The following is a 24,157-nucleotide window of genomic DNA, read 5'->3' as shown; positions in this document are numbered from 1 at the left end:
TTGTAATTATATCACATATGCTTACTGATACTTTATTTAGGGATAGATATCATAGAAATAAAATAGTAATCATCTGTTTCTTGTTGGAAGATCCCATGATACCTCTTAACACATTCCTCAACATTCTTTAAGCCGTATCCATGCTGTTCTTTATTTTCTTTACTTGTTTTAAATACTTCATTCGTTTTTATGATCCTTGCCGGATCGTAATGATTCTTTATTCTAATATAATAAAAATCTTTATCTTCCCGTATCTCTACTATAATTCTTTTATCTTCCACATGTTCTTGTGCCTCGATTGCATTATCTAATAAATTACCAAATATAACTGTCAGATCATACTCACTTATAATATCTAAATCACTTTGTAAGATGAATTTCGCAGATATCCCTTTTTCTTGCATAATGGCATTTTTTGAATTTAAAATATAAATCAATGCTTCATTCTTTCCATCAATGATAGTTGTATTATTCACATTACCTAAAAGTTGTTCAATATATTCATTTGCTTCTTGGGGATCATGGTCGATTTTATTTTTTATCATCAACATATGATTTTTCAGATCATGTCTTAATTTTCTGTTTTGTTCATTTGCCTCTTCCATTTGCTTATGTAATTTTATATTGAACTCTTCTGTTTGTAATCGGCGTTCGGTTTCAAAAAGTATTTTATTTTTTTTGCCCATTGCGCGTAAATAAAAATAAAATAACATATACATCAAAACCATAAATAAGGTATAAACGTAATTAAAAATAACATATTGTAAAGGATCATTTAAATCTATGTTCCATGTGGCAAATACAGAGTATTCAAAAAAACCTGCCGCAAAAATTGCCATTATCATAAATAAAAACCATTCTTTATTATCCATATGATCATCATCCATTTTGTATTTTTTAAACAGTTTATAAGCCACCACTAAAATAATAGGCTTTAACAACTCTAATAAAATCAAGTAATCGTCATCACAAGGAAAGATAAATTGGAAAATAATATTATTGATAAAGATGTATATGGATTCAGCCAATTGCGTCATAACATAAGAAAAAATAATATAATATATCTTTTTAAAGACATTTCCCTTTAACATGATAAACATTAAACAACCCAAAATACTATATTCCAGTTCAATTGAATACACCTGATAATAGGTAAGTTCATATAAATTATAAATCATGAAAAGTATTACAAAAACAACATAAATACCACGTATTTTCTTATGTTTTAGCTCCATAGATAATTTCGGGAAAAAATACATATATAAAAAGCTGCTTAAATTTACGATGCTGATAAGAATAGTTATCAAAAAATCATATTCCATAATTCTGTCCACCTTTTGCATATAATAGCACATAATAGTACAAAATTACAGATTAAAACAATTTTAGTTTATAACTGCCACGTGATTATTGTATTTTTTTTCATCTTCACATTACTTTTTGTGATAATGTGACTTATATTAAAGCTTGCCTTGTTCTTAGAAAAGTTTGTTTTTGTTATAATTGTATACTTATCACTATACAATTTTCTTAAATTATAAGCAGTTCCTTTTACTGAACTTACTTTACTATTTTTTATATTAGCTGTTGCTTTGAAATCATATTGCACATATTTGGATGATGTATAATAGACCTTTAAATTTTTCCATATTTTATTTTTACCAGCGCGGTCGGAATGAACCTGTTCATAATCTATAACACTACTTACATGTTTCATCATTTGTCTTGTTACCTTTTCAGGATTATTTTTAAAATCCTTATGTTTGCTTAGAATATAAGAATTTATCTCTTGTCCTTTATCATTTTGAAAACTATAAGTGGAAGGCGATTCATAAAAATCACTAAACATCTGTATCTCTTCATCATAATCACTTGTTGTGTCTTTAGCTTCAATTTTCAAGCATGTAAAAGATAATAGAATTCCTAAACATAATATAATTTTTTTCATACTTACCTCACTTGTCCTTTCCCTTATCTATAACAAAATACATTAAAATGCTCAAGACAGCTGACATTCAAAGGTCATAATTAGGCAAGATAAAACTCTTAGATCATCCTATATTTTTCTTAAGAATTATTAATCATACTTTCCTACGTTAGTAATACATGTATAATATACACATGAAAAACTTTACAAATTTATCCTTTTATCGCACCTTTGCTAAAGACGAAATTAAGCATAATCCCAAAAGAAGAGTTCATCGCAGCGCGCTCTTCTTTTTGACATTCTGTATGTTACTGATTGGAAATGGTTGTCTAAGCTATATACGCACACAACAAAGACAAGCTTTTGCTCATTATGGAGAGTGGAATCGCGTTATTTTCAACGTAGAACAAAAAGATGTAGAAACTGCTAAAAAAGCAAATTTAGATACTGTCTTACCTTTGCCATCTTTAGGACAGATCATGGTAAAAAATCAAGATGGCTATGCCCAAATTGGAGAAGTTTCTCAATATACAAAAGAAGCCATGGACTTGTTTCACTTAGAACTATTAGATGGCAGCTATCCGCAAAAGAACAATGATATCATCATCGAGGCCGATGTGTTGAGCTATTTAGGTTATTCCTATCAGCTTCATCAATCGATACAGCTGTTGTTAAGTGATGGAAAAATGCATAAGTTTTATCTCACAGGAATCATAAAGCCCTATCGCTCGATGTGGAATGTACAAGACAGCAATTCTTTATCTGCTGCTTTTGTCAAAGCGAAAGGTAGTCTTTCTTCCTTATGGTTAAAAGATGTACGCGTAAACGAAGACTATCCTTCCATACCAGGTGTTTCTGCTATCAATACCTATGCTTATGATAATATGGTTTGGTTAAATGGCAATAGCAGTCGTTTCTTAATAGGGATGATGTTTGCGTTGTGTATGATTCTTGTATTTATGTATTTCATCATTCGAGATATTCTTATGAGTTATGAAAAAGAAGATCACATCCTAAAACAATTAGGGGCATCGCGTAAGCAAATACGATGGATTCGCTTTTGGTTTTTCATCTATCTCTTGCGTCTGCCAATTCTTTGTGCCTATTTGCTATATTATGGAGGCAGTGCCTTAGGAAGTGATCTATTAAATGATACACTGCACATTGAAGTCGTTGCTTCTTGGTACGTTGGTGGTATTTTTCTACTTGGCTTGTTGCTAACCATCCTACTCGCCAATTTATTGACGAATCGCAAACAAGAAAAAATGATAAAGAAAACACATATACATAAGCTGACGATACGCCATCCATGGAAAAAGATCACGCCATGGCGCTTGGCTTGGCGAAATCTTACTACATTATCGCATCACACTGTTATTATCATAGTATTGCATGTAATCGTCTTAAGTACCTTCCTCCTATGCATACAAACACAAGCAAATGCCTATATGCAATGGCAAGACTATCAAAAGCGACGAGGAATTGGCGATTATCGTGCTTCTTTCAACGTAAATCCAGAATCAAAAAGGATACGTGAATTGGATATAACAGGACTTAAGAGCATCCCCCATGTAACAAGTGTACGCGCCTTTCACATACGCAGTGATATAAAAATAAGCTATGCCAATATGCAACAAGAAACTTGTTTAAAAGATTATCGTACGTATTATCACTATACAAATGTTATTCCTGACACTCATAATACCTATGCCACCCTCATTGCTATCAATGAGGATACAACCGTGATACCCATCATGCGAAAATATCTAAACTTTGATGAAAAAGCCTTTTTAAACGGTGATTTAGCGATTATAAATACGGAAGCTTTTATCTTTAAAAAAAATACTGGCAGTAAAAATGGATATTCAACAACGGATTACTTGCTGGCAGATGGTACCAGAGAACAGGCAAAACAGGATGGTGGTAACTATCATGAAATTCAATATATCCATAAAGGTACGATGTTAACATTGACAGGAAAACATACCATGCAGATCAAAGCATTGCCTATGAAAAATAAGTTTTCTGATATGGTGGATGCGCTTGGCGAAGATAGTGGAATTCCATTTACCATCTTTCTTAGTGAAAAGGGGTATGCTAACATCATGGGGGAACATCTTGGTTATCAATCGCTTGTCGCTGAAACAGATAAAAAAGCCGATTATCATCATACCGATCAACAAGTCATGAACATTCTTAGTCGTTATGGCGATTTGCATATCACCAACTCTCGTTTAGAGGAAGAAATCCATCAACAAAAATTCTTACAAACGGTTCTGCTTTATGGTGTTATAGAAGTGTTCATCTGTTTTCTATGGCTGTTATTACTGTCAAATCAATATCGTTTGCAACAGGCTTATTTGGATGTAGAACACAAACTTTTACGCATACTAGGTGTAAGTAAATTCTATCTCTTATGCATTGCCTTTTTAGAAGCTATTGTACAAGCTATCATTTCTTTGATTATCACCGCTTGCCTGTATTGGCTGTATGAGAAAATTTATCACCCATTAACAACATTAGGTGCTCCTAGCAGTCCTTATTATTTACCGGCCTCTTTGATATGGCACCACCATGTTCCATTGCTATGCATCCTGCTCATTAGCTTTTTAAGTTTATCCATCTTATTAAAAGGGAAAGTAGGACAAGAAAAAGGAAGGGATTCTAATGAAATTGCTTGAAGTAAAAAATGTTCATAAATGCTATGCGAATACAAGAAGAGTGAGTGAAGTTTTACATGATTTAAGTTTTGCTGCTGAAGAAGGAAGCTTTACTGCCATCATGGGGAAAAGTGGTTCTGGTAAAAGCACTTTGTTAAACTGTATCGCTTCTTTGCTTCCTATTGACAGTGGCTCCATCTTAGTAAAAGGACAGGATATCACCGCTTTTTCCCGCAAACAGCGAGAAGTGTATCGTCGTGAGGATATCGGCATCGTCTTTCAGGATTTTGCGTTATTACCTTTTCATTGTGTCTTGGAAAATATTTTATTACCACTGCATTTAGCAAAGAAAGCAGTAGATCAAGCGCATGTGGAAATGCTTTTACAAGCATTGGACATTGCCCAGCTAACCACAGCATTGCCCCAAGAACTATCCGGTGGTGAACAACAACGTGTCGCGATTGCCAGAGCCTTCGTGCATCAGCCAAAGCTCTTGTTGATGGATGAACCAACCGGAAATTTAGATAGTGAAAACACACATATCCTTATGGAAATGTTAAAAGAACTGCATGAAAAGCAGAAAACAACCATTCTGTTAGTCACTCATGATCGTGATGTAGCCGCTTATGCAGAACGCACATTGCTTTTACAGGATGGTAAGTTTATTGAAAAGTGCGATAATCACTAAGATGCAGAAAGAGCGCCACCGTAAGGAAGGCTAAAATAAAAGACATCCATATAGATTTTATTATCGTATCTATTCTTGATGTCTTTTTTGTTTAAATTGTATAAGATGATAAAAGAAGGCAAAAGACTTTGCTTTTTGCAAACTGCCTATAGAGTAAATTAAATTTTAGTAGCTTACTTAAAATTAAAATATATAAAGCATATGGATTGGTTTTGTAACTCTTTGTGATACAGCAAATTGTGGGTTAATCATCCTCATCATAATTGATAAAGCTTGCTGTTTTTGCATCGGCATAAGATTTAAACTTCTTAAGTAATGGGTGCTGTTTCACACTGTTTAGATCCTGTGAAATCATCGCTGCTAATACTTGAACAAATGGCAGATAGACAAGTGGTGTTAGATCACTTTCTACCATATCCGATAAGGTTAGTATATGATCATCATCTAAATTAGCGGCATTGCTTAACATAAAGGTATGCTCACTCACACTGCGTGTTGCTTGATAAATCTGTTGCACACGATTGCTTGCCGCATCATTGCCATCAATCAATAAAACCGTATAGGATGGTGTCAATTGCAGGTTAGGTCCATGAATATATTCTTCCATTTCCAAAGGCAGTGCCGGAATATGAATAGTTTCTCCACTTTTCAAAGCACCTTCCAGGGCAATGCCATAACCGGCCCCTGCTCCACATACATAAATGCTATGCATAGAACTGAAATCTTTATAATGTCGTTTTACAAATGTTTGTGCCTTATCGATCATCTCTTGATTTAATTTTATAGCCTTTTTTACTTCATCTAGCTTTTCACTGCGCTTTGTATAAGCAATGGCAAACAGCATCAGATACAACATCAGTGTTGTAACTCCTTTGGTGACATAGCCGACCAATTCTTCCCCAACACCATAATCGAACACAAGATCTGCATGGTCTTTGATATCATGTTCCACATTGCCGGTTAAGGCAACTCCGGTATATCCCAACGCTCTTATTTTATCTAATGCCGCAATCGCGTTGGTTGAATAGCCGCTTTGAGATACTACGATAACCACATCATCATCCGCAATCGCATGTTCATACCAAGTGAATGTATAAGGGGTAGTGATTTTTACTTCCATTTGTAAGGTATGCATCAAAAAGCTGCGAGCACAGTGACAAGCATTGTAACTGGAACCACTGGCTACCAGCCATAAACGACGCATCTTTTTTTCTTTGGCATAGTTTACCAGGGGCGCACACAAGGTAGCATAGTCTTCTATATTCTTCATCGCCTGTGCCGGTGTTTCTTTGATATAATCCATCATTGTCATTTTTTCCATAATCTATCCTTGGGATGTTAATCTCTTACAAGAGGTATTGTTTGATCCCTTTTCCTTTCTTATTTACTAGGGGAAAAGGTGGATTGCTCCACCTTCTTTTTAATAGTTCAGTTTACGGTAATAACGGCGGATTTCCATTGGATGACAAGTTTCTTCTTCCATGTGTGCATCAATGCGATTATTGACTGCATGCATAACCAGATGAGAAATATGTGAACGGAATTCAGGAGAAATACCCTTTAATTCGTAGTCCTTGGTATCAATTACCGTATAGTTCTTACAGATACGTGGAATGAAGTTGACAACTCTTTCAGATAAAGAACGCTGTGCATCTTCTCCAACAAAGATCGTAACCGGTGTATCACGTGTAACGATTTCAAACATACCGTGGAAGAATTCCGGTGCTGTGATGGATTTTGTCTTAATCCATAGCTGTTCTTCCCAATAGCACATAGCATAAGAATACGTAGCACCCCACTGATTGCCGGCACCGACGAAGTAATGCAATTCATCGTTCCAATGTTTCTTCGCAAATTCTTTTCCAAAGTCATCCGCTTTCTTTTCTACTTCTACCAACGCAACAGCTAAATATTTTTCAAATTCTTCATACATGCGTTCATAATCTGCAAATTCGCCATTGTTAAACATGAAGCGATCCGCAACCATGAAGAATTTCAGTTGTTCATTTGCTGAGTAAGCAATTTCATAATCGACCATCTTTGCTAATTCTGTAGTATCGATATCAATAAAGCCTAAGACTTTCGCACCGGCATCCTGTGCTTTTTTTACTGCCTGTACTACTTCAATCGTACTTCCGGTTACACTGGATGTGATGACAATGGTTCCCTTTCCGATACGTTTATTTCCTGTTGTCAGATATTCTGCGGCATTTTCTGCCCATGTTTCAATCGCAGACATCTCTTTCATATGCACAGTTGCCTGCATACTGCTTGCCCATGTTCCACCAATGCCTAACCAGCAAACATTCGTATAACCTTCTTTACAAATCCCATCTACGATCTCATTGATCTTTCCACGCAGAGCCAAAGCTCCATTTACACTATCAATCTGTGCTTGTTCATTAAATTTTAACATTTCCATTTCCTCTCCTTATTTTTTAACCTAAGAATCCAAAGAATGCGCCTGCCAGACCTAAAACAGCCATTAGCAGCAGAATCGTCGTTGTTTTAAAGTTTTTACGTAACAGGAAGAATACCACGAAGGTAAATGCCAATGGCAATAAGCCCGGCATGATACCATTGCAAATATCCCCGATCGTTGTTGCTTCATCACCGCTACCAATCGCAATCGGTATATTGATCGATACGTTTTCCGCCGTCATACCACCAATAACCATCAGACCCAAAACAGCAGCGCCATAAGTTAAGCTTTCCATCAGACCGCTTTTTTCAATCTTCGTTAAGAATTCAGCTCCCAGTTTATAACCGGCATTCATTAAGAAGAAACGTAAGCCCTGTGCCGGAATATTAAATACCAGCAGGAATAAGATTGGTCCTAAGATATTGCCTTGACGTGCTAAGGAAATACCAATACCGGTTGCAATGATACGTAAAGTTCCCCAGATAAAGCTGTCACCAATACCGGCTAATGGTCCCATTAAGGCAATCTTAATATTATTGATACTGGAAGTATCGAAGTTTTCTTCTGTAGCATTTTGTTCTTCCATCGCTGTAGAAATACCTAACAGCAAGGTTGATAAATGTGGTGTTGTGTTAAAGAATTCCAGATGACGTTTCATCGCTTCTGCACGTTCTTCATCTGTTTTATATAATTTGTTAATGATTGGAATCAACGCATAACAATAAGGCAGATTCGCCTGTCGCTCATAATTCCATGACCATTCCATAGACAAGGAACGAAGGGCTACTTTATTTAGATCTTTTTTTGTAATCATACTATTTTCTTTTACCGTATTAGAAGTCATCATCTTCATCTCCTTCACTCACACCGGCTGTTTCTACCGCATGCTTATTCTGATTTTTAATTTGGACAAGGACAATTGCCACGATAGCACCAAAGATGGCAATACCGGTTACTGGAATCTTCAAATATGTGCTTAACGCAAAGCCCAAGAAGAAGAAACAAGCAACATTCTTGTTCATGATCATCTGCATCAATAAGCCAAAACCAATTGCAGGTAACAGACCCATTGTCAGTTCTAAGCCTTTTTGTACCCATGCTGGAATCATATCCAGAATGCCCTGAATGACAGGACTACCTAAATAGAAGCTGACACCGACGATCACACCGATGATCAAATTGACACCAAAGAATCCACCTAACAGATGCATTCTTTCAACACCCTTATAATTACCAACAGCGGCATATTTATCTGCTTTATGCACAAACATCGGTAAAATGAAGACCATGCTTAAATTCTTAAAAATCAAAACCAGACTGGCAATTGGAAGACCTAATGCCAAGGCTGCCTCAGCACCGGTTCCGGTAGTGATGGCAAATGCCGTACCTAATACGGTTCCACTGATCATTTCCGGTGGAATGGATGCACCTACAGAGAATGCGCCCATAAAGGCAAGCTCCAATGTAGCTCCCAGAGTTACTCCCATCGAAATATCCCCTAATACGATGCCTGTCAATGTTCCCATCACCAATGGTCTGGATAACAAACAGGTACCAAATAAATATTCTGCATTACCAAGCATTGCGACCAATGCAAGTAAGATTGCTTGTAGCATTGTGTAAAACCCTCCTCTTTCTCAAATAGTTTCATGATTATGTTTCTTTATGCGGTTAGCTTTAACCTTCGATAGATTTGTGTTTCTTATGCGATTTTATAATACATTTTCCGCATGCACTTTCGCATCATTAGGAACCATGCGAATTTCCACTTCGATTCCTTTGTCTACTAATTCTTTCAGTAAGGTTGTTTCTTCTTCTGTCACATTGATTGCCTTACTGATATTTCTTGTGTTCTCTTTTGCTTTCGTGCCACCTAAATTCACAGACTTGATGACATTTGTTTCTGTTGCGAAACGATAAGCATCTTGAATTGATTCCACAACGATAAACAGTTTGTATTTATCTGTAACACCACTATTCACCGCTGCAATGCCATCTTCCACACTTTTCATAACCAGCTTAACACCTTGTGGTTTGGCCATCTTAATGGTTGTCTTACGTAATTCATCCTTCATGACATCATCATTCGCAATCAGGATACAGTCAGCGCCTAATGCGCTCGTCCAGGAAAATGCCACCTGTCCATGTAATAGTCGGTGGTCAACGCGTAAACATTTAATCATCTTACTTCACCTCTTTCTAAAATTCATCATCTTCCTCAGCTTTTAAATCATCCGCTGCCAGGAAGGTAATGCCGTCTTGGGCATTCTTTACGATACTGTCTTTAACCTGTGCATCAATCACTTGCGGACAGGATAACAGAATATCCATGGCCAAATTCATATTCATTCCGCTGAATACCTTCACATTGTGATGCACACACAGCTGCGATAAGGCTGTATGAACGCTGCCGCCTTTGATATCGCAGAGAATGACAAATTCCATCTGTGGATTTGTTGCAATGCGCTCTTTCAGCTTGTTCATAAAGTCATTTGGATTTTCTCCCGGAAACAGACAGTAGGTTTCTACATCCTGCGTCAGCTCTTCGCCGATAATCATACGCAGGGAGTTTAATAATCCTTCCGCCAGCTTTCCATGGGATGCGAGAATCACTTGTCGCATACTCATCAGCTCCCTTCACTTACTAACTAGCAAAAAGCGTGCCAACTTGGAATTTTCCATGTTAAACACGCTTTTTTCGCTTTTTTTCTTAATTATTCTTCACGTAGTCGAAGATATAGCCGATCTCTTCCACCGGTATTTCGACGCTATAGTAATTTTCAACGACGCTAAACGCTTTTTTCACCGATTTGATAAACGCTATTTCTTTTTCCGCAAAATCTTCTACATTCGTATACGTTTCAATGCTCTTTCTGGTAACCAGACGTTCAATCAAGCAACAGACATGCACATACAAGCCCACACAGGTATTATTCGTCAAGCGAACCTGCAAATCATTTTGCAGCTTATCAATGGCATCGGCGACATGTTCTAATAGCTTACTAGGATTTAAGATCGTCAGATTGTTCATGATATTACTTAACGAGAAGTTCTTTAAGATATTTTGTTGGAAGGTCTTCATTTCACTGTCACTGATGTAATCCTTAAAATAATCATGCAGCTCATCCAAGGTATCGTTGATAATTAAATCTTCGATTGGTATAAAGCGGATGTCAGGTATATTAGGATTCAGTGTTCCAACAATGCAGATGACTTCGTAATTTTCAAAGAAGGCATCGTGCAGCTGTTTTTCCAATAAGGTATTGTAATCATACGTATAGACATGAATCGGTAAATCGCATGGTAAGGAATCCACCAAAATCTTTTTCAGCTTTTCGGCAGTTCCCATACCGCTGGCACAGGAACAGAGAATAACCTTTTCGCGATTCTTATGTTCCACAATATGATAATTGGCACTACTGTAATCAATAGCAGTTTCAAAGATTTCTTTCATCGGCGTATTGGAGATGATACCCTGCCCGATTTCCAATGCTAAACGTGTCGTGACATTGTTCATGATGCCGATGCTGGCATTGGATACTTCTAATCCTTTATAGATTTCTTCCAAAGAACCCATATCAACCAGTAAAAATAATTCTTCATATTGCGGAATTTTTGCCAAATAGCGATTTAGCTGTTCAATGATCTGTGTGGAACTAAGCTGTAACGGCATATCCATGGCGTCAAACACATAACGCCCTAACAGTTTATTCGCTGCATCGGCCATACTGCTGGCTGTACTGAAACCATGGGCAATGATAATACCGATACGTTTATTCAAATCTGTAATACGATTTAATTTCTTTAAATTTAATGCCAGCACAGAAGTAAACATCGCATCAAATTCCATATCCAAATTTACGGTAAGATTTTCTACGATTTCCTGCGCAATCGCATATTCTCGATGCCATTCGCTCTTTATATAGGAAAGCAATTGTTTGACGTGTTTTTTTTCTTGCTCCAGCCAATTGTTCATTTCTAACAGGTTGCGACTGTAATCATCAATATAGGAAGCAATGGCAATCACATCATTATTCACGAATTTAAAACCATAACGTGAACTCAGCATATCAAAGATATTCGATACGATACCTTGCAGATATTCATTCTTACGAATGGTCTTTTTCTTTTGAAAGACGATGGTTTCCTGATACTCATCAATGCTTTGACATGCCGTTTTTAAGAACAAATCACTGTTTTCTCTTGCATCATAAGCTTTCAACAGTTCTTCATTGCATTTTAGAATGGCGCGCTCATGCGATACGAATTTCGCCAGTTCATGTACAGAGATGAGCTTTTGTTCCGTCATGGATGGCACATTCATCTTTGGCTCTTTCAAGGTTTCCGGCAGATTATATGCCCGTATTTCTAAGCGATCCTTGTTGGGATCTGCATGAAACAGCGCGTTGACACAGCTTGCTTGAATAGCGTTTTTTAGTTCTCCGATATTGGCATTGAACGTTGTTGATAATAAGGTTTGATAGACAAGGGTAGAAAGATAGATGGATTTATGGATACGGGTTTCTTCTGCCGCAAAGATAGAATGAATGAGTTGTAGACGCTCATGCGTGCCACGTTCTTCTAAGGAAGGAATCGTGATAATCATCGGAATACGGCGCAGCAAGGTTTTTAATAATACCTCTTCTGGTTTTTCCGTTGTCGCAAAGATTAAACGTAAAGAAGACTGATACCACTTTTCATTATCTCCCACCATGTGATAAATGCCCTTATCCATAAATAAGAAGAGCTTTTCCTGACATTCCGGTGGCAGACAATGCACCTCATCCAAGAAGAGCACACCGCCTTCTGCCAGTTTAATAAGACCGGGATTATCCTTATCCGCACCGGTGAATGCGCCTTTTTTATGACCAAACAGATTCGCCGTTAACAACTCCGGATTATTGGCATATTCGCTACAGTTAACGATGAGAAATTTTTTATCCGCTTCGATTAATTGATGATTTAAGGCATATTCATACATTAACTGTGCCATGAAGCTTTTTCCGGTACCGGTAGGTCCATACAGCAATAAAGGCAGTCCATTTGGCGGATATGATATGGTAGCCTTACATTGATTTACCACATTGGCTAAGCTTTCCTGCGCTCCAATCAGCTTTTCAAAATCTTTCGCTTCCTGTGGCTGCAAGGCTTTTACAAATTCCTTCTTCGATGTGAATTCCTTTTCCTTCAGATGGATAGAAAATAACTTCTCTAATGTCTGCACATCATAAAACAACACCGGACGGGTATTTATTTTAACAAGTTTCCCTTCATTCCATAGCTGGTTTAAATATTGGGATACCATATTACGGCTTAAATGCAACGCTTCACTAATCGCAACTGCATTGCCTGTTTCTGCTAATTCTCTTGTGGTTGCCATAAGGACCTGTTGTCTTACCTTTTCTAACATTACCATCAACCCCTTTTCCATTATTAAGTGTACGAAATTCTCATAGAAAAAGTCAATCAGAAGAATTTGCTTTTTTACGAAAGTTGGCACGCTTTTTGCTAGATATAGATAAGAGGAACTTAGAGGTGATCGTATGAAACAAAATTTAGCAATTCAACAAACGCTTCAACAGAAATATTTATTAACGCAGAAAAATCAGAATGCCTTAGAAGTATTAAAAATGAATCATGAAGAAATCACAAAGCTAGTGTTACAATTTGCGCAACGCAATCCGATGTTTGCCTGTCGCTTTCATCAGGAGAAGGGCTATGAAATGATGGATACCGTACATGCGCCTATCAGCTTAAAGGAAGAGTTGTACTATCAGCTGCACACCTGCAAGACTTCCATACGTGAAGATATTGCCGCCTATCTTATTGAATCCTTAGATGAAAATGGTTATATCAACATCAACGAGGAAGAAGTTGCACACGCTTTTCAAGTAACACTTCAGGAAGTGCAGGATGTATTTACGATTCTTCGTACCTTTGAACCAAGTGGAGTCTTTGCCAAAGATGCCGCTGACTCCTTATATTTGCAATGTTTGCATATGGGAAACACCAAAGGGGCATATCTGCTCAAACATCATGCCGATGCCATCTTATCTCATGATCTTTCTTCTATTGCCAAGCAAATGAACTTAACGATTGAGGAGATCAAGGATATTTTACATTCCATCCGCAAATGTCATCCATATCCTTGTGCTCCATACCAAACCCAAACAACAATCAATATAACCCCGGAAGTGGATATCATCGTTGAAGATGAGGAAATTCGCATTGAACCGATTTCCGTCTTTACCCCTTCCCTGCATCAGGAATATGTCAGTATGATGGAAGAGCATCCACAATTAAAACAATACTTTCAAGAGGCAAGTATTTTTGTCGATATGCTGCATCGCCGCAATGCCTCCTTGCTCATGATCATCAATGAGCTTGTCACCCTTCAAAAAGGCTATTTTCTGTATCATGATGAGCTGCGTCCCTGTACCTTAAAGGATATCGCCCAAAAATTAGGAATGCATGAATCAACTGTTTCCAGAGCCTTGCATCAGAAATATTATCGCTTTGAAGGTGAATGTTATGCTTTTAAACAATTGTTTTCAGCGATGACTTGTCAAGGGGATAGTGCCGATGGAATACGAAAGGCCATCCTTTCTATCATTCGACAGGAAGATAAACACAAACCGTTTTCGGATCAACAATTGGTGATAAAATTATCTGCCATGGATCTTAAGGTTTCACGCAGAACCGTAGCGAAGTATCGAGAACAGTTGCATATCCCCGGCAGTTCTCAACGCAAGCTTCGCTAAGTCTGTTTTCACAAGATAGCTCAATGACACATTTACAAAAAGGAATGCATAAAAGCAGAAAAACGTGCAAGACTTTCATTAGGTGATGTGGAATGCTGACATGGAAGGATATGGAAACGTTGTATGAACGCTTAGAAGCGGATGATTGTATCGGTGTGTATATTGAAATTAAACAATATGCGCAACACTATTTAAAAGATCGGCAAGAATGCCAAAAGGCCGTAGAAATACTGGACCAAATGCTGTCTGTCATGGATCCATGTATTTGCGTAAGTGAATGGATGCATTGTTCTTTATTCACGTTGTGGAAAACCATATCCTGGACATATATTCATGATATGATCCAGCAACTAGATGATGCTTTTCCACATGTTGCTTTTGCCTTTGGCATTTGTTATCCCAAAGCACAGGAAGAACTATCTACCTTATTTTATAAGTGCCAGCTTGCCGCTATCAAAAGCAAGGATCATGCAAAATATACGACATCTTATGAGCTTTATGATCAATTGCTAGAAAACCGCTTATTACAAGCGGTTTCGACACAGGAAATGGTAGAAAAGGCAATGGCAAAAGGGAATCTGCGTGTTTTTATACAACCAAAAGTTGATCTAGCTACCCAAACCATATGTGGGGGTGAGGCTTTATTGCGTTTGTACCATGAAAACCAATGGCTTCCACTATCTGAATGGATGAAAGAAATTCAAAGAAACAGCTTTATTCGCCAGACGGATGTATATGTTTTACATCAGCTTTTTCATATGTTTGCCTTATGTCAGAAACAACAATTCCCCTTACTGCCAATCAGTGTGAATGTCTCTGAAGCAACACTAGAAAATGCACAGGAATATCTAATGGAAGTAAAAAAACTTACAAAAGCTTCTGCACTTTCCAGTAAGCTCTTAGAATTTGAAATCAGTGAAGATATTTTATCAAAAGATAATCAAGCCTTATCCGACTTCTTAACTGTCTTGCACCAGGAAGGATATCCGATTGCCATGGATGACTTTGGCAGTGGCAGTGCTTCCTTAACGATGCTTCCTCATCTTCCCTTTACAAGTATCAAACTTGATCGTTCCTTTTTTCCCCAACCTGCCAATGAAAAAAATAACCTGATGTTACAATCAAGTATACGTATGTTAAAACAATGTGGTTATAGCATTGTTGCGGAAGGTGTCGAAGATGAATGCTATCTGCCTCTATTAAAAGAGGCGCATTGTGATCAGATCCAAGGGCATTATTATTATCAAGCAATGCCAATGTCAGAATACTTGCAGCTATTACGATCATGGGTGTAAAAAAAGAAAATCATCGAGTGTGATTTTCTTTTTTTATTGTTTTAGGCTATTTCGGCAATCTTATCCATGATGAGTTTCCAAGCCAATGCCGTATCTTTTTCAAATGTTTTGGGATCTGCTTGAAAGTTTACGGGCATTGCTTTTTTATAAGGTGTAAAACCTAATCGCAAATACATGGCAATTGCCACATAACTGTTTGTTTGCGTAGTTAAATACAGAGGTTCTGTTACCTGCATAGAGGCATAAAACCGAATCGTTTCAATCATTAATGCCTTAGCTATCCCTTTTCTTTGATGATGCTCATCTACACCTACCCAATGCACACGCATTCGTGTATGACCAAAATGCTCGCCTTCCCATACAGAGCTTGTACCGGCAAGCCTTCCGTTTTCATCAACGACTAGTAGCATTTGTTTCTTCACTTTTTCCGGCTGTGATAAAAATGTTTCCTTAAAATATTGCATTCCCTGTGCAAAATTCGCTAACTGACCTAATGCCACATGCAAGCGCACCCAATCTTGACTATAACGCGCATCAAAAGGTATGACTCGATATCCTTCTGCCAAACGGTATTCCATCTTTTCCGGTAGTTCTGTTAGTTCCATTAATACCGGATAATAAGGTATCGTTTTATCTAACGTTGTCATCTGCATCTCCTCCTTATCTATTTCATATGTATTCTTTACAATGGCATGTTACCTAAAATATAAGGAAAGACCCGAACATAGATTCGAGTCTTATTGTAATTCTATCGTATAGGAATAACGATCTCCTGGATAATAGGAAACCGTATATTCTAACACACGTCCATCATGATCATAAGATACACGCTTACGCACCAGTAAGGCCTCGCCTTTTTTCATTTCTAGCTTTTCGGCAATTTCCTTCGTCGCTGTTACGGCATAAAAGCTTTCCTTACTACGTGATGGCTTGTTTATGTGAAGTTCATCCAGCAATGCATACATACTGCCCTGATAGCGGGTATCATCTAAAGGCAGATTGCGGTCCTTAGAAAAATAGCTGATGAAGTAAACCATTGGTGCCCCATCTCCAGTACGTACACGGGACAGACGATATACTTGTTCCTGCAAAGGACAATGAAATACCTCTGCCACTTCTTTATCTGCTACGGTCATTTCAATATGCACATAGCTAGTGCCAGGCGTAATTCCTCTTTCCAGCATTTCATTCGTAAAGCTTTTGATACCAATCAGTTCTTCTTCAATCTTATTCTGGAATATGACTCTTGTGCCCTTTCCTCTGGCACGTTCTACCAGTCCTTCCGTTTCCAATTGGGCAATCGCCTGTCTTGCCGTGATGCGTGATACACCAAAGCGTTTTTGCAGCTGCGCCTCACTTGGAATGGCATCTCCTGGGGCATATTCATTGGATAAGATTTTATCCTTAATAATTTTTTTAATTTGAATATACAGAGGAATTGCACCTTTGTTAAAATCGAGTTGCTCCATGAACTCACCTCCGTGAATCCATTATAGCATGTCTTATTTTATTTTAGGAAAATTTTCTTACGTAAGCTTTCAGAACACCGATTTTCTTACCTTGAGATTCTCCATATGGGCGAATCGTATATTCCCCGACACTTGCTGGAATGATGAAGGTTTCCGCATAATGAACAACAAATGGCGCAAAAGCATTCGTTGGACTTTCAATGACTGCTTCTCTTCCTTCTACCAGATTCAGCATATGCACCCCATCATCGGTAGTGTGATGCGTTACATCATCCATCCAATAACGTCTGGTTTCGATAAATTCCAATTCATGAAGACCGGTATGTTCTTCCACATAATGTTCACCACGTGATACTTCATAAATCGCATTTACTAAATTCTTTTCTACCCATGGTGTCGTACGGTCCCACTGAATGACTTCTTTTCCATGTTCGATATGCACCGGACGTGGACGGCCATCTAAACCTAAACGATCCCAATCCCATAATTTAAAGGTAAAAATATATGGTGTAGCACTGATTTCCAAAACCATTGCATTACTTCCAGAACAATGGCAAGTACCTGCCGGGATTAAGAAATGGTCATGCTTCTTTGCCGGAAATTTATTAATATATTTTTCTGCATCAAAGGACATTTCGCCCTGATTCGCTTTACGCAAATCTTGAATCATTTCATCCTTTTGAATACCTTCTTTTAACCCAAGATATACGACAGCATCATCTTCTGCATCTAAAATATAATAGCTTTCATCCTGTGTGTAAGTCATACCGAATTGTTTTTTAATATATTCTGTCAGTGGATGTACCTGAAGACTTAAATTCTGTCCGCCCATGGTGTCTAAGAAGTCAAAACGAATTGGAAATTCTGCCCCAAAACGTGCGAATACCTGTGCTCCCAATAATGGTTTTGGCTGGTATAATACCAAATCCATAGCTGGGATTTCTACCGTAATGTCATGAAATCCTAAATATAAAGAGTTCTCTTCCGGTACGCCATCAAAGCTCCAGGCGAAATTTTGTTTGGAACGATCAAGGTCACAAACCTCTTTCATCCACTGGCCTCCCCATACACCTGGATCAAAATATGGGACTGTACGGAATGGCTGTTTTGCGATCTGTTGTAATGCACTGCGGAAGGCATCGCCACTGATCATCTTTGGCTCCATCTTTTTATTTGTATCGCATACATAGTCCATTCGTTCAAATAAAGATGCTTTATGCTTATCCGCAATACGCCATTCAATAAAGAAGCCACGTTTATTTTTACGCAATGGATCTTCATCATAATTGCTGCATTTATAATTGCCCATGCCTGCGCGATAACGCATTTGAATTTCCCAGCGAGCCATATCGAAATAAACCAGAGTATCCCCTGGATGTACCAAAGCAGCTCCAAAACCATAAAGCAAAACCAAACCATCACATGCCATAACCTGTTGCTTTGCCTCTTCCAGTTTCGTCAAATCAATAAAATCAATGACATCTCCATAATACATCTTACCAAAGACACGATCATCCGTTATATGATATTTCAATTGTTCACTGATGGTTTTTTCTTCTTTAAAAAGATCTATCATATTAATTACTAATGCTGGATGCAGTTTCATTAATTCCGGCAGAATTTCATCATCAAATACCCCCGGATACACATCAGCAACCAGTACATGACGTCCTGTATTGCAGTGTTTTTTCAATTCATCCAAAATACGCGCATAACCAGCCCATGCGCTGTCATCATATCCCTCTATATACGTTGTCGGGAATTTGTTGTAATTGCTTTTCATTCTTATTCTCCTCTCACAAATACCAGTTTTCCTTTTTCCTTCATTACGCGATAGCCGAATGGCATCGCATCTACCGCTGCATAATCATGTCCGGCATCACAACCCCAGCAGGCAGCCACTTTCATATCCTCATCCCCTGTATTGATCAGACGATGTGCAAGATGACCGTCAATGTGATGCAGGCTTCCCTCAGACACTTCTTCTGCCCAAGTATTTCCTTCTTCATCCATCAACATTAACAATCCTTTTCCACTGACACCGAAATAAAATTCCGCACAGTCACGATCTTCATGCCAATGTCCGCGTGTCATATTGCATTCTCCTGCTACACAAAGTGGATGTAACACGGTCAGTCCCCAGTTTAAATTGCCCCGCTTGGCATCACCTTTTGTGTAGGAATATACATCATACATTACTGTGTTTTCATCCAAATCACCTTCTTTGGCAAAGAAGGATTTGGCATCCTTATACCGTTTCGTGCCAACCGCAACATCACTTCCTTCCATTACAGAATGTATATCGAATGTTACCGGTGCTTTTACTACCTTCATACAAGTTCCTCCCATTCCTTTTTCTTTATTTCAGGATGTGCGACAAATAAGAATTTATCCGGATTCTCCTGAAACTGCGTGTAAATCGGTTTTCCTTTTTCAATACCAAATTGTGGATATTCTTTGGCCTCACAAATGGTAAGGTTTCCTTGGCTGTAGCTAGGATTCATTTCCCAGGTAATATTACCCGCTTCATCCGCCAGTGGGAAAAAAGCAATACCATTGTGTTCACGCACTTCCTGATATGCAAAGCCATAATCTCTGACACACCATGCCCCAAAGCTCATGTTCTCATGAATATTCGCATTCACCGTCGCATGCACCCAACCCGGTGGCACGATGACAACATCACCCGCTTTGGCATGTACGGCATAACAATTTCCGGCATCATCACCGCCATACTGCTGCATATAAATATACGCCTCACCGCTCCATATTTCATAAACCTCACAGGTGGATGCATTACAAGAAGGGGATATCGCATGAATATGTCCTTGTGAGCGGACAGGTTCCTTCCCGATCCTTCCTTTCGCATACGCAACTGCACCATATAAAAGATTGCGCTGTACAATCGCTTCGCGATCCTTTTCCATACCGACATCCATAGCTATACTGTATAAAACATCCGGTCCATCCGCATCTGCATCCGCCAATGAAGAACGAATATCATTAAGATGTCGCTTTTCACAAATCGGTCCAAATGCGCCATCGCCATAGGAAAACGTTAGTGTTTCTTCCTCCATATGGATGGCAAATCCAGGGTCAAATTCCATATCTTTCCTCCTAATTGTTATAACATTATATCTTGCTTGATTTTATTCTAGTAAACCACTGAATAAATGTCAATAAAAGTGCTGAAATTTCCGAAATTCGTTATACCAATTCCATGGAATTGACCTATCTTTTCGATCTTTTTTCATAGGAAATCCATAAAAAAGCTATGGTATGCGCATAAAGCGAAAAGCTCTTCCATCCTGCAAATAGAAGAGCTTCTGAATTACCCCTGTTGAATAAGACGCATTTTAAAGGTATTACGTTCTCCATGATAATATGCCGTGGAATATTCCACACACCGATCATCCGCCGTATATGCCTTTGTTTTTACATACAAGATTACTGCCGGCTGTTCCATATGCAACAATGACTGGATCTCTTCATCTGCCAAACGTGTTTCTACCACACGATCAACATAAGCTATTTTACATTGATACCTTTCCTCCATAATCTGATAAAGGGAAGATGTTTCAAAATCATGTTGGGCAATGTCCGGAAATACTGCACTTGGCACATACGTTTCCACGACGACCATTTCCTTTTCATCAGCATACCGCAGCCGTTTTAAATACAGTGATGTTTCACTCTCCCATAATGATTGGCAACCTTCCGGTGTCGGAAGTGTTTCTTTTTGTAACACCTTTGTGCTTGGCACTAAACCTAAGCTTTTCATCTCTTCGTCATAACTACTTAATTTCATAAAGAAATTGCCTTCTACTTTCGGTACCGAGACAAACGTGCCTTTTGCTTTTTGTCTGGTGATATACCCTTCATGTATTAACTCCGCAAATGCCTGACGAATCGTTGGTCTTGATATATCTAAGAGTTCACAAAACTCTGCCTCTGTCGGTAATTTATCACCAGGTTTATAATAGCCGTTTTCAAACAATTCCAAGATTGCCGATTTCAACTGATAATATAATGGAACAGGAGAATTTTTCGCAATGCGAAAATGCTGCCGTAGGTTTTTATCGATCATATACATGCCTCATTTCTCTTTTTATTATAAAGGATTTTTTTCTATTTGACAATGAAAATATCTTAATGTTATAATGTAATTACATTAAAGGAGGACATCGTTATGGACACAACAAAATTAACCGCTAAAACACTTGCAAGTGTATTTGATCACACCTTTTTAAAGGCTTATGCAACACATGAGGATTTTGATAAACTCTGCCGTGAAGCGAAAGAAATCGGAGCCGCGATGGTTGCCATCAACGCTTCACCGGTAACCTATTGTAAAGAACAACTCAAGGACAGTGATGTGCATGTGGGAGCAGCCATCGCCTTTCCTTTAGGGCAGACAACACTGGAGACAAAGATTTTAGAAACGCAGAAAGCAATTGCGGATGGTGCTGATGAAATTGATTATGTCATCAACATCGGAGAAGCAAAGATGCATCATTGGGATTATCTTGAAAGGGAAATGCGTGAAATCACACAGGTATGTCATAAACATGGGATCTTATGTAAAGTTATATTTGAAAACTGCTATTTAGAAAAAGAAGAAATTCGCAAGCTTGCGGAAATAGCTAAAAAAGTGAAACCGGATTATATCAAAACAAGTACCGGCTTCGGTACTGGAGGAGCTAGTGTAGAAGATGTAAAACTGATGAAAGAAACCGTAGGCGATGCAGTGAAAGTAAAAGCAGCCGGAGGCATTCGCGATTGGGCAACATGCAAAGCAATGCTGGAAGCAGGTGCAGAACGTATCGGTACGAGCAGTTCATTAAAAATCTTAGATGAATTTAAAAAAGAAAGAGGATAACCACATGAAAAGAATCATTATTACCGGTGGCAATGGCTTTATTGCCTCTTTAGTCAAAGAATCCTTAAAAAACACAATGGATGTGGTGGCTATGACGCGAAAAGATGCAGATTTTGCTGATCCGGATGCAGTCAGAGCCTGGTTTGAAAAGCAGGAATTCGATTATGTATTCCATACCGCAGCAATGGCACAGACAGCGGATTGTGAGAACTATCCTGAACTCACCTATCGGGTGAATGTGGAAAGCACAAAAGTTATTGCCGATATCTGTCAAGAACGACATGCTCGCTTACTTTTTATCAGTACGGAACAATGCTTTAACGCTAAGACTTGTGCAGGTCCATTTAAAGAAGAAGACAGCTTGTGCTCTATCACAAAATATGGACAGCACAAAGTGGAATGTGAAAACTATATCACTTCCCATCTGGAAGATTATCTGATTCTTCGTTTCTCTTGGATGTTAGGCATGAATCGCCCCGGCATTAAGGCAAGTCCTAACATCATACGCAACGTTATGCATGCTCTGTTCTATCAACAGCCGACAAAATTTACCGTAAATGAAATCCGTGGTATGACCTATGCCCAGAAGCTGGCAGATCAATTTGCAAACATCATGGAGCTGGCATCCGGTATTTATCATATCTCGGATACCAATACCCACAACACCTATGAGTCAGCAAAAATAGTAGCTCGTAAATTAGGCTTCGATGAAGAAACTATCGATCGCTATATTTTACCTGATCATGAACGCTATAAAGAACGTTTCCGTGACTATCGTCTCGATCATCAAAAGATAGAAGAGGCCGGCATCCATTTTGGCACCTTTGAAGAAAATGTAGATGCCTGTTTAAAAGATTTCGGCTGGTTGAAATAGCTAAATAGACAGATTTTTTAAACAATCTGTCTTTTTTATATGCGTTGTAAACGGATACAATTGATGACGAATATCACTTCGCATTTTTACATATCAATGCTATAATAAGGAAGATAATGAAAACACCCAGGATGATTTATCATCTTACAGAATGGAGGATACTATGAAATTAGCATTTCTGGTACATACAAGCCGTGATTATGAAGAAGTAATTGAAATGATCAATCAATTGACTAAGCAAGGTGATCATGTCTTCATCATGATCAATGATAACGATTTAAGAGACAAAGTAGCCTTTGTATATACAGATTATTTACGTGTACACGTATCACGCACGCAAGAATATGCCCAAGAAGGAGATCTCTCTTTGGCAAGAGGAACCATCATTCAAATGAAAGAAGCAATCGAAAAAGATGATTTCGATTATTTCATTAATTTAACAGATGGCATGATGCCCTTAAAGAGTCGTAGTGAAATTGTTGCATTTCTAAGCGAACATGAAGGAAAAGATTTTTATTATGATGCCACAGCCGATTATGATCAGGTGGCCCTAAATAAAAAAAGTAAGAAATATTATCCGTTTACCAATGCTTTAGATTTTCCTAGAAATAACTTTCTGCGTTCCCTATCAAAAGCCAGCGGTTCTTTCTTTTCCATGCTTGGTATACGCCGTAAGAGTGAAGAAGTATATCGCATCGGCAGCCCTTGGTTCATCTTATCAAAAGCGAGTGCTAAAATCTTAGCTGCGCATTTTGATTACGTATCTGAATCTTACAAGCTTTCTTGGTATGCGGAGGAACAATACATACCGATGATGATGCAGAAGTATGTATATGTCAATGGTCGAAAAGATGATCATATCAATCAAGATTTGCGTGTTGTCGGTCCAAATGGAACTTGGGTAGAAAGCAGCGATGCCAAACCATTAGCGGAAGAAACTTTAAAAGCACATCCGGAATGCTTATTTGGAGGCAAGATCACGGCAGAAGATACCTTATATTTATATCATGAATATTTTGATATTTATAATCGTGATTATGAAAAAGTTGCTCAAAAGGAAAAACGTGATATTGATCCAAATGCTTTGATTGATGCTCTGACAAAATCATCTGTTGAATAACACCACAAAAGAGCCCTGCGGGATGCAGATGGCTCTTTTCTTTTTCAAATGATAGAATGTAT

Annotated in this window: 22 protein-coding genes; 7 read left to right on the top strand and 15 right to left on the bottom strand. The window is 38.2% G+C overall.

What is annotated here, in order from left to right:
- Positions 1–32: 32 nt before the first annotated feature.
- Entirely contained in the window at positions 33–1,322 is a 1,290-nt protein-coding gene (locus tag EDD61_RS06365; RefSeq protein ID WP_132224600.1) for a sensor histidine kinase, read from the bottom strand.
- A gap of 68 nt (positions 1,323–1,390) precedes the next feature.
- Positions 1,391–1,948: a hypothetical protein gene (locus tag EDD61_RS06360; protein WP_132224598.1), complete on the bottom strand. Its 558-nt coding sequence runs from the start codon at positions 1,946–1,948 to the stop codon at positions 1,391–1,393.
- Positions 1,949–2,121: 173 nt separating this feature from the next.
- Between EDD61_RS06360 and EDD61_RS06355 the strand changes: the two genes are divergently transcribed.
- Both EDD61_RS06355 and EDD61_RS06350 read left to right on the top strand, forming a co-directional pair.
- Positions 2,122–4,608: an ABC transporter permease gene (locus EDD61_RS06355; protein ID WP_207900992.1), complete on the top strand. Its 2,487-nt coding sequence runs from the start codon at positions 2,122–2,124 to the stop codon at positions 4,606–4,608.
- Positions 4,595–5,275: an ABC transporter ATP-binding protein gene (locus EDD61_RS06350; protein ID WP_132224596.1), complete on the top strand. Its 681-nt coding sequence runs from the start codon at positions 4,595–4,597 to the stop codon at positions 5,273–5,275. The genes EDD61_RS06355 and EDD61_RS06350 overlap by 14 nt, the downstream gene beginning before the upstream one ends.
- Before the next feature lie 244 nt (positions 5,276–5,519).
- Here the strand turns inward: EDD61_RS06350 and EDD61_RS06345 are convergent, their stop codons facing one another.
- The 7 genes from EDD61_RS06345 to EDD61_RS06315 form a co-directional block, all read right to left on the bottom strand.
- Entirely contained in the window at positions 5,520–6,596 is a 1,077-nt protein-coding gene (locus tag EDD61_RS06345; RefSeq protein WP_132224594.1) for an SIS domain-containing protein, read from the bottom strand.
- Between the two features lie 99 nt (positions 6,597–6,695).
- Positions 6,696–7,697 carry an SIS domain-containing protein gene (locus EDD61_RS06340; protein WP_132224592.1) on the bottom strand — a complete coding sequence of 334 codons (1,002 nt, stop codon included), beginning with the start codon at positions 7,695–7,697 and terminating at the stop codon, positions 6,696–6,698.
- A 16-nt stretch (positions 7,698–7,713) separates the two neighbouring features.
- Positions 7,714–8,544, bottom strand: a complete 831-nt coding sequence (locus EDD61_RS06335; RefSeq protein ID WP_020990866.1) for a PTS system mannose/fructose/sorbose family transporter subunit IID — start codon at positions 8,542–8,544, stop codon at positions 7,714–7,716.
- The gene (locus EDD61_RS06330; RefSeq protein ID WP_008690739.1) at positions 8,531–9,313 is read right to left on the bottom strand and encodes a PTS mannose/fructose/sorbose/N-acetylgalactosamine transporter subunit IIC; all 783 of its coding nucleotides are present in this window, start codon (positions 9,311–9,313) and stop codon (positions 8,531–8,533) included. Before EDD61_RS06330 ends, EDD61_RS06335 begins: the two co-directional genes overlap by 14 nt.
- Positions 9,314–9,409: 96 nt before the next feature.
- Positions 9,410–9,880: a PTS sugar transporter subunit IIB gene (locus EDD61_RS06325; protein ID WP_008690738.1), complete on the bottom strand. Its 471-nt coding sequence runs from the start codon at positions 9,878–9,880 to the stop codon at positions 9,410–9,412.
- 16 nt (positions 9,881–9,896) lie between these two features.
- Positions 9,897–10,319, bottom strand: coding sequence for a PTS sugar transporter subunit IIA (locus EDD61_RS06320; protein WP_008690736.1), 423 nt, complete (start codon positions 10,317–10,319; stop codon positions 9,897–9,899).
- Positions 10,320–10,407: 88 nt separating this feature from the next.
- Complete coding sequence (locus tag EDD61_RS06315; protein WP_424353162.1) at positions 10,408–13,077, bottom strand: sigma 54-interacting transcriptional regulator; 2,670 nt, start codon at positions 13,075–13,077, stop codon at positions 10,408–10,410.
- A gap of 163 nt (positions 13,078–13,240) precedes the next feature.
- Between EDD61_RS06315 and rpoN the strand changes: the two genes are divergently transcribed.
- Positions 13,241–14,458 carry an RNA polymerase factor sigma-54 gene (rpoN, locus tag EDD61_RS06310; RefSeq protein ID WP_132224588.1) on the top strand — a complete coding sequence of 406 codons (1,218 nt, stop codon included), beginning with the start codon at positions 13,241–13,243 and terminating at the stop codon, positions 14,456–14,458.
- A 92-nt stretch (positions 14,459–14,550) separates the two neighbouring features.
- Positions 14,551–15,753 (top strand): EAL domain-containing protein, encoded by a 1,203-nt coding sequence (locus tag EDD61_RS06305; protein ID WP_132224586.1) that lies wholly within the window; start codon positions 14,551–14,553, stop codon positions 15,751–15,753.
- Positions 15,754–15,794: 41 nt separating this feature from the next.
- On the opposite strand, the gene EDD61_RS06300 is transcribed toward EDD61_RS06305, so the two are convergent.
- The 6 genes from EDD61_RS06300 to EDD61_RS06275 form a co-directional block, all read right to left on the bottom strand.
- The gene (locus tag EDD61_RS06300; protein WP_132224584.1) at positions 15,795–16,400 is read right to left on the bottom strand and encodes a GNAT family N-acetyltransferase; all 606 of its coding nucleotides are present in this window, start codon (positions 16,398–16,400) and stop codon (positions 15,795–15,797) included.
- Between the two features lie 90 nt (positions 16,401–16,490).
- On the bottom strand, positions 16,491–17,222 hold the full coding sequence (locus tag EDD61_RS06295) for a GntR family transcriptional regulator (RefSeq protein ID WP_008690726.1): 732 nt from the start codon (positions 17,220–17,222) through the stop codon (positions 16,491–16,493).
- Between the two features lie 43 nt (positions 17,223–17,265).
- Complete coding sequence (locus EDD61_RS06290) at positions 17,266–19,005, bottom strand: class I mannose-6-phosphate isomerase (RefSeq protein WP_132224582.1); 1,740 nt, start codon at positions 19,003–19,005, stop codon at positions 17,266–17,268.
- A gap of 2 nt (positions 19,006–19,007) precedes the next feature.
- Positions 19,008–19,556, bottom strand: coding sequence for a glucose-6-phosphate isomerase family protein (locus EDD61_RS06285; RefSeq protein WP_132224580.1), 549 nt, complete (start codon positions 19,554–19,556; stop codon positions 19,008–19,010).
- On the bottom strand, positions 19,553–20,329 hold the full coding sequence (locus EDD61_RS06280) for a glucose-6-phosphate isomerase family protein (protein ID WP_008690722.1): 777 nt from the start codon (positions 20,327–20,329) through the stop codon (positions 19,553–19,555). Before EDD61_RS06280 ends, EDD61_RS06285 begins: the two co-directional genes overlap by 4 nt.
- 224 nt (positions 20,330–20,553) lie before the next feature.
- On the bottom strand, positions 20,554–21,309 hold the full coding sequence (locus EDD61_RS06275) for a GntR family transcriptional regulator (RefSeq protein ID WP_243642696.1): 756 nt from the start codon (positions 21,307–21,309) through the stop codon (positions 20,554–20,556).
- A gap of 102 nt (positions 21,310–21,411) precedes the next feature.
- On the opposite strand from EDD61_RS06275, the gene deoC reads away from it, so the two are divergent.
- The 3 genes from deoC to EDD61_RS06260 all read left to right on the top strand — a co-directional run bounded on the left by deoC (position 21,412) and on the right by EDD61_RS06260 (position 24,095).
- On the top strand, positions 21,412–22,101 hold the full coding sequence (deoC, locus tag EDD61_RS06270) for a deoxyribose-phosphate aldolase (RefSeq protein WP_132224576.1): 690 nt from the start codon (positions 21,412–21,414) through the stop codon (positions 22,099–22,101).
- Between the two features lie 4 nt (positions 22,102–22,105).
- Entirely contained in the window at positions 22,106–22,975 is an 870-nt protein-coding gene (locus EDD61_RS06265) for an SDR family oxidoreductase (protein ID WP_117548017.1), read from the top strand.
- A 163-nt stretch (positions 22,976–23,138) separates the two neighbouring features.
- Complete coding sequence (locus EDD61_RS06260; protein ID WP_020990869.1) at positions 23,139–24,095, top strand: beta-1,6-N-acetylglucosaminyltransferase; 957 nt, start codon at positions 23,139–23,141, stop codon at positions 24,093–24,095.
- Positions 24,096–24,157: the final 62 nt, after the last annotated feature.

Origin of the sequence: Longicatena caecimuris, from assembly GCF_004341945.1 — a bacterium.
Taxonomy (GTDB): Bacteria; Bacillota_I; Bacilli_A; order Erysipelotrichales; family Erysipelotrichaceae; genus Longicatena; species Longicatena caecimuris.
The sequence above is the reverse complement of the archived record's forward strand: the minus strand, read 5'-3'. Positions and strand labels throughout refer to the sequence as shown.

Bases quoted from the DNA above. Each gene is read 5' to 3' on its own strand.
- EDD61_RS06365 (WP_132224600.1), bottom strand. From the start codon at position 1,322: ATGGAATATGATTTTTTGATAACTATTCTTATCAGCATCGTAAATTTA.
- EDD61_RS06360 (WP_132224598.1), bottom strand. From the start codon at position 1,948: ATGAAAAAAATTATATTATGTTTAGGAATTCTATTATCTTTTACATGC.
- EDD61_RS06355 (WP_207900992.1), top strand. From the start codon at position 2,122: ATGAAAAACTTTACAAATTTATCCTTTTATCGCACCTTTGCTAAAGAC.
- EDD61_RS06350 (WP_132224596.1), top strand. From the start codon at position 4,595: ATGAAATTGCTTGAAGTAAAAAATGTTCATAAATGCTATGCGAATACA.
- EDD61_RS06345 (WP_132224594.1), bottom strand. From the start codon at position 6,596: ATGGAAAAAATGACAATGATGGATTATATCAAAGAAACACCGGCACAG.
- EDD61_RS06340 (WP_132224592.1), bottom strand. From the start codon at position 7,697: ATGGAAATGTTAAAATTTAATGAACAAGCACAGATTGATAGTGTAAAT.
- EDD61_RS06335 (WP_020990866.1), bottom strand. From the start codon at position 8,544: ATGATGACTTCTAATACGGTAAAAGAAAATAGTATGATTACAAAAAAA.
- EDD61_RS06330 (WP_008690739.1), bottom strand. From the start codon at position 9,313: ATGCTACAAGCAATCTTACTTGCATTGGTCGCAATGCTTGGTAATGCA.
- EDD61_RS06325 (WP_008690738.1), bottom strand. From the start codon at position 9,880: ATGATTAAATGTTTACGCGTTGACCACCGACTATTACATGGACAGGTG.
- EDD61_RS06320 (WP_008690736.1), bottom strand. From the start codon at position 10,319: ATGCGACAAGTGATTCTCGCATCCCATGGAAAGCTGGCGGAAGGATTA.
- EDD61_RS06315 (WP_424353162.1), bottom strand. From the start codon at position 13,077: ATGGCAACCACAAGAGAATTAGCAGAAACAGGCAATGCAGTTGCGATT.
- rpoN (WP_132224588.1), top strand. From the start codon at position 13,241: ATGAAACAAAATTTAGCAATTCAACAAACGCTTCAACAGAAATATTTA.
- EDD61_RS06305 (WP_132224586.1), top strand. From the start codon at position 14,551: ATGCTGACATGGAAGGATATGGAAACGTTGTATGAACGCTTAGAAGCG.
- EDD61_RS06300 (WP_132224584.1), bottom strand. From the start codon at position 16,400: ATGACAACGTTAGATAAAACGATACCTTATTATCCGGTATTAATGGAA.
- EDD61_RS06295 (WP_008690726.1), bottom strand. From the start codon at position 17,222: ATGGAGCAACTCGATTTTAACAAAGGTGCAATTCCTCTGTATATTCAA.
- EDD61_RS06290 (WP_132224582.1), bottom strand. From the start codon at position 19,005: ATGAAAAGCAATTACAACAAATTCCCGACAACGTATATAGAGGGATAT.
- EDD61_RS06285 (WP_132224580.1), bottom strand. From the start codon at position 19,556: ATGAAGGTAGTAAAAGCACCGGTAACATTCGATATACATTCTGTAATG.
- EDD61_RS06280 (WP_008690722.1), bottom strand. From the start codon at position 20,329: ATGGAATTTGACCCTGGATTTGCCATCCATATGGAGGAAGAAACACTA.
- EDD61_RS06275 (WP_243642696.1), bottom strand. From the start codon at position 21,309: ATGATCGATAAAAACCTACGGCAGCATTTTCGCATTGCGAAAAATTCT.
- deoC (WP_132224576.1), top strand. From the start codon at position 21,412: ATGGACACAACAAAATTAACCGCTAAAACACTTGCAAGTGTATTTGAT.
- EDD61_RS06265 (WP_117548017.1), top strand. From the start codon at position 22,106: ATGAAAAGAATCATTATTACCGGTGGCAATGGCTTTATTGCCTCTTTA.
- EDD61_RS06260 (WP_020990869.1), top strand. From the start codon at position 23,139: ATGAAATTAGCATTTCTGGTACATACAAGCCGTGATTATGAAGAAGTA.